1 protein-coding gene is annotated in these 11,761 nt (G+C 71.5%); it reads left to right on the top strand.

The features are described 5' to 3' along the window. On the top strand, positions 1–11,761 hold an 11,761-nt coding region (locus NA8_RS31835), incomplete at both ends, for a non-ribosomal peptide synthetase (protein WP_157107035.1).

Below are 11,761 nucleotides of genomic sequence, written 5' to 3'. Positions count from 1 at the left end.
CGTGGTGCGCTCGGACGCGCACGCGGGCGACCAGCTCGTCGCGTACGTCATCCCCGCTCCGGACGCCGCGCTGGACACCGACCTGGTCCGCGAGGACCTGGCGCGGCAGTTGCCCGCGTACATGGTGCCGTCGGTCGTGATCGTGCTGGAGGAGTTCCCGCTCAACGCCTCCGGCAAGCTCGACCGCAAGGCCTTGCCCGCGCCGGTGTTCGAGGCCGCGGTGTTCCGCGCCCCCACCACGCCGGTCGAGGAGATCGTCGCCGCGACCTTCGCCGACGTGCTCGGCCTGGAGCGGGTCGGCCTGGACGACGACTTCTTCGCCCTCGGCGGCAACTCGCTGTCGGCCACCCAGGTCGCCGCCCGGCTGTCGGCCGCGCTGGACACCGACCTCGGCGTGCGCGAACTGTTCGAGGCGTCCACCGTGGTCGCGCTGGCGGCCCGCGCGGAGACCAAGGCGGGCGTGGGCGGCCGTGCGCCGCTGGCGCCGCAGCAGCGGCCGGAGCTGGTTCCGCTGTCGCTGGCTCAGCAGCGCATGTGGTTCCTCAACCGCTTCGACCCCGACTCGGCGGTGGACAACATCCCGGCCGCGGTGCGGCTGTCCGGCCTGCTCGACCGGCAGGCGTTGCAGATCGCCGTCGCCGACGTACTGGCCCGCCACGAGTCGCTGCGCACGTTCTACCCCGAGGTGGACGGCGCGGCGCATCAGCAGACCGTGGCCACCGCGAAGGTCATCCCCGACCTCACGCCGGTCGACGTCACCGAAGCCGAACTGCCCGAGCAGCTCGCGCGGCTGATCGGCACGGCTTTCGACGTCACCGCCGAGGTGCCGTTCCGCGCCCGGCTGTTCGAGATCAGCCCCACCGAGCACGTGCTCGCCCTGGTGGTGCACCACATCTCGGCCGACGGCTTCTCGATGGGCCCGCTGACCCGCGACGTGATGACCGCCTACGGCGCCCGAGTCGACGGCGGCGAGCCCGCCTGGCGTCCGCTGGAGGTCCAGTACGCCGACTTCGCGCTGTGGCAGCGCCAGGTGCTCGGCGCCGAGGACGACCCGAATTCGGTGATCTCCGAGCAGATCTCGTTCTGGTCGGACACGCTGCGCGGGCTGCCCGAGCAGCTGGATCTGCCTGCCGACCGGCCGCGCCCCGCGATCGCCTCCGGTCGCGGCGCCACGCACGTCTTCGAGATCGACGCGCAGACCCACGCGCAGCTCACCGAACTCGCCCGTACCAGGGGCGCGACGCTGTTCATGGTCGCGCACACCGCGCTGGCGGTGCTGCTGTCGCGGCTGTCCGGCGAGGACGACATCGCGATCGGCACCCCGGTCGCCGGTCGTGGCGAGCGCGCGCTCGACGACCTGATCGGCATGTTCGTCAACACCCTGGTGCTGCGCACCCCGATCGAATCCGGCGCGACGTTCACCGAGCTGCTGCGTTCGGTGCGCGCCACCGACATCGCCGCGTTCGGGCACGCCGACCTGCCGTTCGAGCGGCTGGTGGAGATCCTGAACCCGGCGCGCTCGCAGGCGCGCCACCCGCTGTTCCAGGTGATGCTGTCGTTCCAGAACACCGGCCACAACAGCCTGGAGCTGCCCGGTCTGACGGTCAGCGGTGTCGACCTGCCGATCGATGTCGCCAAGTTCGACCTGCAATTGGTGCTGTCCGAACGCGACGCCGAAACCGCGAGCGGTACCGGCGCGGGCATCGCCGCCGAGCTGATCTACGCCACCGACCTGTTCGACCCGGCCACCATGGCCGACTTCGGCCGCCGCTTCGGCCGGTTGCTGAAGGCCGTCGCCGCCGAACCGGACCGGCCGATCGGCGACATCGCGCTGCTGGACGAGCAGGAGACCGCGCAGGCGCTGCGCGGCTGGAACGACACTGCCCGCGACCTCGGCCCGGCGACCACGCTGGTCGAGGAGTTCGCCGCGCAAGCCGCGGCCACGCCGGACGCGGTCGCCGTGGTCGACCCGGCCACCGGAGCGGTTCTGACCTACGCCGAATTCGCCGCCCGTGTGCGGCGGCTGGCGCGCCGCCTCATCGAGGCGGGCGTCGGCCCGGAGACGCTGGTCGCCCTGGGCATGCGCCGCTCGGTGGACCTGGTCGCGGCCGCCTACGCGGTGCACGCCGCGGGCGGCGGCTACGTGCCGCTGGACCTGGACCAGCCCGCCGACCGCGTGCACTACGTGCTCGACTCGGCCGACCCGGTCTGCGTGCTGACCACCGCGCGCGACGCCTTCGACGGCGCGGGCCGCGCGACGCTGAACATCGACGAGCTGGACCTGTCCGGCTACCCGGACGCACCGGTCACCGACGCCGAGCGCATCGCGCCGCTGCGCCCGCAGCACCCGGCGTACGTGATCTTCACCTCGGGTTCGACCGGACGTCCGAAGGGCGTCGCCGTGCCGCATTCGGCGGTCGTCAACCAGATCCGCTGGATCACGGGCGAATACGGCATCGGCGCCGACGACGTGGTGCTGTTCAAGACCCCCGCCACCTTCGACGTGTCGGTGTGGGAGCTGTTCGGCCCGCTGAGCACCGGCGGGCGCATCGTGGTGGCGAGCCCGGACGGGCACCGCGACCCGCAGTATCTCGCCGAGGTGATCGCGGCCGAGCGGGTCACCATGACCTCGTTCGTGCCGTCCATGCTGAGCGTCTTCGCGGGCGCCATCGACCCGGCCGACGCGGACGGGCTCGCCTCGCTGCGGACGCTGTTCGTCGCCGGTGAGGCGTTCACAGCCGAAGCAGTGGTGGGAATCCGCCGCGTGAGCGACGCGGCGCTGTACAACCTGTACGGCCCCACCGAGTTCACGGTGCACGCCACCCACGCACCCGTCGCCGACGAGGTCGACGGCGCCGTTCCGATCGGCCTTCCGGTGTGGAACGCGCAGGCGTACGTGCTGGACGCACGCCTGCACCCGGTGCCGCCGAACGTCGCGGGCGAGCTGTACCTCGCGGGTGATCAGCTGGCGCGCGGCTACTTCGGTCGCGCGGATCTGACCGCCGACCGGTTCGTGGCCAACCCGTACGCGGGGGGCGAAGGCGGAGCGCGGATGTACCGCACCGGCGACCTGGTCACCCGGGACGCCACCGGCGCCATCGAGTACCTGGGCCGCACCGACTTCCAGGTGAAGCTGCGCGGTCTGCGCATCGAGCTCGGCGAGATCGAGACCGCGCTGACCGCCCACGAATCGGTCGCGCAGTCGGTCGCGCTGGTGCGCTCCGACGCGCACACCGGCGATCAGCTGGTGGGTTACGTGGTGCCCGCCAGCGGCGCCACGGTGGATGTCGAGGCGTTGCGGGCGCACCTGTCCGCGCACCTGCCGTCGTACATGGTGCCCGCCGCGATCGTCGTGCTCGACGCCATGCCGCTGAACCCGAACGGCAAGCTGGATCGGCGCGCGCTGCCCGAGCCCGTCTTCGAGGCACGGGAATTCCGGGCACCGTCGACTCCGGTGGAGGAGATCGTCGCCGATGTCTTCGCCGAGGTGCTCGGCCTGGCGCAGGCCGCCGAACGCGCGGTCGGCCTGGACGACGACTTCTTCGAGCTGGGCGGCAACTCGCTGATCGCCACCCAGGTGGTGGCGCGTCTCGGCGCCGCGCTGGACACCCGGATCCCGGTCCGCACGCTGTTCGAGGCGCCGACCGTGGCCGCGCTGGCCGCGCGGGTGGAGACCCATCAGGGCACCGGACGCCGCCGCGAACTGGTGGCGGGCCCGCGCCCGTCCAAGATCCCGCTGTCGCTGGCGCAGCAGCGGATGTGGTTCCTGAACCGTTTCGACAACCAGACCGCGGTGAACAACATCCCGCTCGCGGTCCGGCTCACCGGAACGCTGGACGCCGAGGCGCTGCGCCAGGCCGTCGCCGACGTGGTCGACCGGCACGAGGTGCTGCGGACGGTCTACCCGGAGACCGCCGACGGCCAAGGCGTGCAGGTGGTGCTGCCCGCCGGGCACAACGCCGTCGATCTCGCCCCGATCGAGGTGTCCGAGGCCGAGATCTCCGACCGGATCAGCGAACTGGTGCTGACCGGCTTCGACGTCACCGCCGAGGTCCCGGTGCGCGCCCAGCTGTTCCGCATCGCGGGCTCGATGGACGGCTCACAGCCGGACACCCACGTGCTGGTGTTCGTGGTGCACCACATCTCCGGTGACGGCTGGTCGGTGCGCCCGCTGGCGCGCGACGTGATGGTGGCCTACTCGGCGCGTTCGCGCGGCGAGGCGCCGGGCTGGGCTCCGCTGCCGGTGCAGTACGCCGACTACGCGCTGTGGCAGCGCGAGACGCTGGGCGCCGAAGGCGATCCCGCCTCGCTGATCGCCCAGCAGGTCGCGTTCTGGTCCGACACCCTGGCCGGACTGCCGGATCAGCTGGACCTGCCGTCGGACCGCTCGCGTCCCGCGGTGGCGTCCAACCGCGGTGGCGTGTACGAGTTCTCGCTCGACGCGCAGCTGTTGCGCGAGCTGAACGCGCTGGCCCGCGCGAACGGCGCCAGCCTGTTCATGGTGGTGCACGCGGCGTTCGCCGCCCTGCTGGCCCGGTTGTCCGGCAGCGACGACATCGCCATCGGCACCGCGGTCGCGGGCCGCGGTGAAGCGGTGCTCGACGACGCCATCGGCATGTTCGTCAACACCCTGGTGCTGCGCAGCGCGGTCGATCCAGCGAAACCGTTCACCGAACTGCTGGCGCGCACCAAGGACACCGATCTCGCGGCGTTCGCGCACGCGGACCTGCCGTTCGAGCGGCTGGTGGAGATCCTGAACCCGGCGCGCTCGCAGGCGCGCCACCCGCTGTTCCAGGTGATGCTGTCGTTCCAGAACACCGGGGAGGCCACCTTCGAGCTGCCCGGCCTGGAAGTGGCCGGTGTTCCGCTGGACGTGGTGACCGCCAAGTTCGACCTGCACCTCAACTTGGCCGACCGGTTCGACGCCGGGGGCGCCGCCGACGGCATGACCGCCGAATTCGCCTACGCGACCGATATGTTCGACGCCGACACCATCGCGGGCTTCGCGTCGCGGCTGGTGCGGATGCTGACCGCGATCGCCGCGGACGCGTCCGTGACCATCGGCGACGTGGAGCTGCTCGACAGCGTCGAGCGCACCGAGGTGCTGGAGCGGTGGAACGACACGGCGCATCCGGTGGACACCTCGGCCACGCTGGTGTCGATGTTCGCCGCGCAGCTGGCGCGGACCCCGGACGCGCCCGCGGTGACGTTCGAGGGGACGACTCTGTCCTACGCCGAGTTCGCCGGCCGGGTGAACCGCTTGGCTCGGCACTTGATCGAGCTGGGCGTCGGCCCGGATTCGATGGTCGCGCTGGGCATGCGCCGCTCGATCGACCTGGTCGTCGGCATGTACGCGGTGAGCGTCGCCGGTGGCGCGTACGTGCCGCTGGACCCGGATCATCCGGCCGACCGCACCCGCTACGTGCTCGACACCGCGCGACCGGTCTGCGTGCTCACCACCTCGCGCGACGAGTTCGACGCGGGCGCGACTCGAGCGATCGAGATCGACCTGGTCTCGCTCGCGGCCTACTCCGATGAGCCGGTCACCGACGCGGAACGCCGTGCGCCGCTGCGCCCGTCGAACACCGCGTACGTGATCTTCACCTCCGGTTCGACCGGCCGCCCGAAGGGTGTGGCGGTCTCGCACGCCGCGATCGTCAACCGCCTGGTGTGGATGCAGGACGAGTACGGCTTGGACGACACCGACGTGGTGTTGCAGAAGACCCCGGCCACCTTCGACGTCTCGGTGTGGGAGTTCTTCTGGCCGTTGCAGGTCGGCGCACGCCTCGTGGTGGCCAAGCCGGACGGTCATCGCGACCCGGCCTACCTCGTGCAGGTCATCACCGGCGAGCAGGTCACCACGGCGCACTTCGTGCCGTCGATGCTGTCGGTGTTCGTGGCCGAGGAACGCGCCGACGAATGCACCAGCCTGCGCAATGTCTTCGCCTCCGGTGAGGCGCTGCCCGCCGCCACCGCGCAGCGGATGCAGGAACTCACCGGCGCGCGGCTGCACAACCTGTACGGCCCGACCGAGGCCGCGGTCGACGTCACCTTCCACGAGGTGACCGAGGACGACACGGTGTCGGTGCCGATCGGCGCTCCGGTGTTCAACACGCAGGTGTACGTGCTGGATTCGCGGCTGCACCCGGTGCCGGTGGGTGTCGCGGGTGAGCTGTACCTCGCGGGTGTGCAACTGGCCCGCGGCTACGTCGCGCGTCCCGACCTGACCTCGGATCGGTTCGTGGCGAACCCGTACGGCGCGCTGGGCGATCGGATGTACCGCACCGGCGACCTGGTGTCCTGGACGGACAAGGGCGAGCTGGAGTACCTGGGCCGCACCGACTTCCAGGTGAAGCTGCGCGGCCTGCGCATCGAACTCGGCGAGATCGAGTCGGCGCTCACGGCGCTGGACTCGATCGCCCAGGCCGTGGTCGTGGTGCGCTCGGACGATCGGCTCGGCGACCAGCTGGTCGCGTACGTCATCGCGACCGCCGGTCGTTCGGTGGACATCGAGGGCGTGCGCGCGGAACTCGGCGGCGAGCTGCCCGCCTACATGGTGCCCTCGGCGTTCGTCGTGCTGGACGCGTTCCCGCTCAACGCCTCCGGCAAGCTGGACCGCAAGGCGCTGCCCGCGCCGGTGTTCGAGGCCAAGGTGTTCCGGGCCCCGTCCACCCCGATCGAGGAGATCGTGGCGGGCACCTTCGGCGACGTGCTCGGCGTCGCGCGGGTCGGCCTGGACGACGACTTCTTCGAACTCGGCGGCAACTCGCTGCTGGCCACCCAGGTGACCGCGCGGCTGGGCGCCGCGCTGGACACCAAGCTCGCGGTGCGCGACCTGTTCGAGGCGTCCACCGTGCAGGCGCTGGCCGCCCGGGTGGAGCACAACGCCGGGTCCGGCCGGGATCGGCCGCGCCTGGAGGCGGCGCAGCGCCCGGCGCGCATCCCGCTGTCGCCCGCGCAGCAGCGGTACTGGTTCCTCAACCAGTTCGACACCGCCACCTCGGCGGTGGACAACATTCCGCTGGCCGTCCGGCTGTCCGGCACGCTCGACGTGGCCGCGCTGGAGCAGGCCATCGGCGACGTGTTCGCCCGCCACGAGGTGCTGCGCACCACCTACCCGCGCTCGGCGGACGGGCCGCACCAGGTGATCCGTCCGGCGGACCGATCGGCGGCGGCGCTCACCCCGATCGATGTGGCCGAGGAGGATCTGCTCGGCGCGGTCATCGGCTTCGCGCTGACCACCTTCGATGTCACCGTCGAGGTGCCGTTGGCGGTGGCGCTGTTCCGTATCAGCTCCGGCGGGAGTAGGGCGGGATCGGACACAGCCGAGCATGTACTGGCGTTCACCGTGCACCACGTCGCGGCCGACGGTTCGTCGATGGGCCCGCTGGCCCGTGACGTGATGGCCGCCTACGTGGCCCGCGTGCAGGGCGAGGCGCCGCAGTGGCAGCCGCTTCCGGTGCAGTACGCCGACTACGCGCTGTGGCAGCGCGCGGTGCTCGGATCCGAGGACGATCCGGAATCGCTGGCCGCCCGTCAGGTGGCGTACTGGACGGCGGCGCTGGCCGACCTGCCCGACCAGCTGGAGCTGCCCGCCGACCGGCCGCGCCCGCCCGCGCAGTCGTTCCAGGGCAAGGCGATCCGCTTCGAGATCGAACCGCAGCGGCACATTCGCCTACACGAGCTGGCGCGCGCGCACAACGCGTCGCTGTTCATGGTGGTGCACGCGGCGCTGGCGGTGCTGCTGTCGCGGCTGTCGGGCACCGACGACATCGCCGTCGGCACCCCGATCGCCGGTCGTGGCGAACGCGAACTCGACGACCTGATCGGCATGTTCGTCAACACCCTGGTGTTCCGCACCCGGGTGCGGCCGGCCGAACGCTTCGCCGATCTGCTCGGCGACGTGAAGGAACGCGACCTGGAGGCGTTCGCCAACGCCGACGTGCCGTTCGAGCGTCTGGTCGAGGTGCTCAACCCGGTGCGCTCCACCGCGCGCAACCCGCTGTTCCAGGTGGGCCTGTCGTTCCAGAACCTGGCCGAGACCACCTTCGAGCTGCCCGGGCTCACCGTGAGCGCGGTCAACTTCGACTCGCAGCTGGCCAAGACCGACCTGCACGTCACGCTCTACGACCGGTACGCCGAGGACGGCACGCCCGCCGAGATCATCACCGAATTCGGTTACGCCACCGACCTGTTCGACGAGGACACGGTGCAGGGCTTCGCCGACCGGTTCCTGCGGGTGCTCGACGCCGTGCTGACCGACGCCACCGTGCGGGTGGGCGAGATCGATCTGCTCGCGTCCGAGGAGAGCGAGCGCATCCTCACGGCCTGGAACGCCACCGAATACGATCTCGACGCTCTGCTCGCGGCGCGTTCGGCGGGCTCCACGCGCACCGCGACGCTGGTCTCGCTGCTGGACGCCACGGTGGCGGCGACGCCCGCGGCCGTGGCGCTGGTCGCCGACGAGCCGACCGGCCGCAGGGAGCTGACCTACGCCGGGCTGGACGCGCGGGTCAACCGCCTGGCCCGGTACCTGATCGGCCGTGGCGTCGGCCCGGAGGACCGCGTCGCGCTGGCCATCCGCCGCTCCACCGATCTCGTGGTCGCGATGTACGCGGTCGCGAAGGCTGGTGCCGCGTACGTGCCGATCGATCCGGACCAGCCCGCGGAGCGGACCGATTACATCCTCGGCACCGCCGCGCCGGTGTGCGTGCTGACCACCGGCCGGGACGGGTTCCACACCGCCGCGGCCGACGTCGTTCCGATCGACACGCTCGACCTCACCGAGTACACGGCCGCTCCGGTGACCGCCGACGAGCGCACCCGTGCGCTGACCCCGGCGAACACCGCGTACGTGATCTTCACCTCGGGTTCGACCGGCCAGCCGAAGGGCGTCGCGGTCCCGCACGCCGCGATCGTCAACCAGTTGCAGTGGGAGACCTCCGTCTTCGAGCTGGGCGCCGAGGACGCGGTGCTGCTGAAGACGGCGGCGACCTTCGACCTCTCGGTCTGGGAGTTCTGGTCGGCCGCGGTTTCCGGTGGCCGCCTGGTGATCTCGGCCGCCGACGGGCACCGCGATCCGGCCTACCTGAACGAACTGATGCGCGCCACCGGCGTCACCACCCTGCATGTGGTGCCGTCCATGCTGGACGCGTTGCTCACCGAATCCGGTGGCCGCCTGTCGGACTCGCTGCGCCGGGTGCTGGCCATCGGTGAGGCGCTGCCCGCCGCCACCGCCCAGCGGTTGCGCAGGCACAACGCCGCCGAACTGCACAACCTCTACGGCCCGACCGAGGCGGCGGTGTCGATCACCAGCCACCTGGTCACGGATGCCGACGAGGCGTCGGTGCCGATCGGCGCGCCGGAGTGGAACAGCCGGGTCTACGTGCTCGACTCCCGCCTGCGGCCGGTGCCGGTGGGCGTCTCGGGTGAGCTGTATCTGGCCGGTGCGCAGCTGGCGCGCGGTTACTTCGGCCGTCCCGATTTGACCGCCGACCGGTTCGTCGCCGACCCCTTCGGCGCGTCGGGCGACCGGATGTACCGCACCGGCGACCTGGTGGCCTGGAACGCCACCGGCGAGCTGGACTACCGGGGCCGCACCGACTTCCAGGTGAAGATCCGCGGTTTCCGCATCGAACTCGGCGAGATCGAGGCCGCGCTGCTGCGGCAGGACGCGGTGAGCGCGGCGGCCGTCGTCGCGCACAACGATCCCAGCATCGGCGACCGGCTGGTCGCCTATGTGGTGCCCCGGACGGGCGCGCTCGACAAGCGCGCGCTGCAATCCGCGCTGTCGGCCGAGCTGCCGTCCTACATGGTGCCGTCGATGCTGATCGAGCTGGACGCGTTGCCGCTCAACGCCAACGGCAAACTGGACCGCAAGGCGCTGCCGCGGCCCACCTTCGAGAAGGCGGTGTTCCGCGCGCCGGTCACGCCGATCGAGCAGATCGTGGCGAACACCTTCGCCGAGGTGCTGCGGATCTCCGATCGCGACGGTGAGTCCAAGCGGCTCGGCCTGGACGACGACTTCTTCGCCTGGGGCGGTAACTCGCTGCTGGCCACGCAGGTCGCCGCCCGGCTGGGCGAGGCGCTCAACACCCGGGTGCCGGTGCGTCTGCTGTTCGAGGCGTCCACCGTGGCCGCGCTGGCGGTGCGGGTGGAGCAGCACGCCGACATGGGCGGTCGCCGCGCACTGACGGCGGGTCCGCGGCCGGAGCACATTCCGTTGTCGCTGGCGCAGCAGCGCATGTGGTTCCTCAACCGGTTCGACACCGCCTCGGCGGCCTACAACGTGCCGATCGCGGTGCGGCTGTCCGGCGCGCTGGATGTGGCCGCGTTGCGTGCCGCCATCGCCGACCTGGTGAGCAGGCACGAGATCCTGCGGACGGTCTACCCGCAGACCGAGGCGGGTCCGGTGCAGGTCATCCTGCCGCCCGCCCAGGCCGTGCCGCGCCTGGAGGTGCGGGTGGTCGCGCCGTCGCAGATCGAGTCCGCCGTGGTGGCGCTGACCTCGACGATCTTCGACGTCACCACCGAGGTGCCGATGAAGGTCGCGCTGTTCCAGATCGCCGGAGAGGGCACGCAGGCCGGGCCGGACGGGTCGGTGGACTACGTGCTGGCCATGGTGGTGCACCACATCTCCGGCGACGGCTCCTCGGTCGGCCCGCTGACCAGGGACCTGATGATCGCCTACGCCGCGCGCGCGGCGGGCGAGGCGCCGAACTGGGCGCCGCTGGAGGTCCAGTACGCGGACTACAGCATCTGGCAGCGTGAGCTGCTCGGTGACGAGAACGATCCGGAATCGCTGGCCGCCAAGCAGGTCGCCTACTGGCGCGAGGCGCTGGCCGAGCTGCCCGATCAGCTGGACCTGCCCTCGGACCGGCCGCGCCCGGCGGTGCAGTCCTTCGCCGGCGGCAAGGTCGAGCTGCGGGTGGACGCGCAGACCCACCAGGCGCTCATCGAGCTGGCCCGTACGGAGGGCGCGACGCTGTTCATGGTCGTGCACACGGCGCTGGCGGTGCTGCTGGCCCGGCTGTCGGGCACCGACGACATCGCGATCGGCACGCCGATGGCGGGCCGTGGCGAAGCCGCGCTCGACGACCTGATCGGCATGTTCGTCAACACCCTGGTGTTCCGCACCCGGGTCGAGGCGGGCGAGGCGTTCACCGACCTGCTGGCCCGCCAGCGCGAGACCGACATCCAGGCGTTCGCCAACGCCGACGTGCCGTTCGAGCGCCTGGTCGAGGTGCTCAACCCGGTGCGTTCGACCGCCCGGCACCCGCTGTTCCAGGTGGGTCTGTCGTTCCAGAACCTGGCGCAGTCCGCGCTGGAACTGCCCGGCCTGAGCGTGTCCGGTCTGGACATCGACACCGAGCTGTCCCAGTTCGACCTGCACCTCATCGCGACCGACCGCTACGACGACGCGGGCGCTCCCGAGGGCATCACCGGGTTCTTCACCTACGCGACCGACATGTTCGATCGCGCGACGGTGCAGGGCTTCGTTGACCGGTTCGCGCGCCTGCTCGGCGAGATCGTCGCCGCCCCGCGCACCCCGGTCGGCGACCTCGAACTGCTCGACGCCACCGAGCGGACCCAGCTGCTCACCGCGCGCAACGCGACCGACCAGGCGGTGGACACCTCCGCCACGCTGGTGTCCCTGCTGGACGCCACGGTGGCGGCCGGGCCGAAGGAAGTCGCGCTCGTCACCGAGGACGGCGAGTCGATCACCTACGGCGCGCTCGACGCTCGGGTGAACCGCGTTGCG

This window comes from Nocardia arthritidis NBRC 100137, from assembly GCF_001612765.1.
In the GTDB taxonomy this organism is placed as follows: domain Bacteria; phylum Actinomycetota; class Actinomycetes; order Mycobacteriales; family Mycobacteriaceae; genus Nocardia; species Nocardia arthritidis.
The sequence above is the reverse complement of the archived record's forward strand: the minus strand, read 5'-3'. Positions and strand labels throughout refer to the sequence as shown.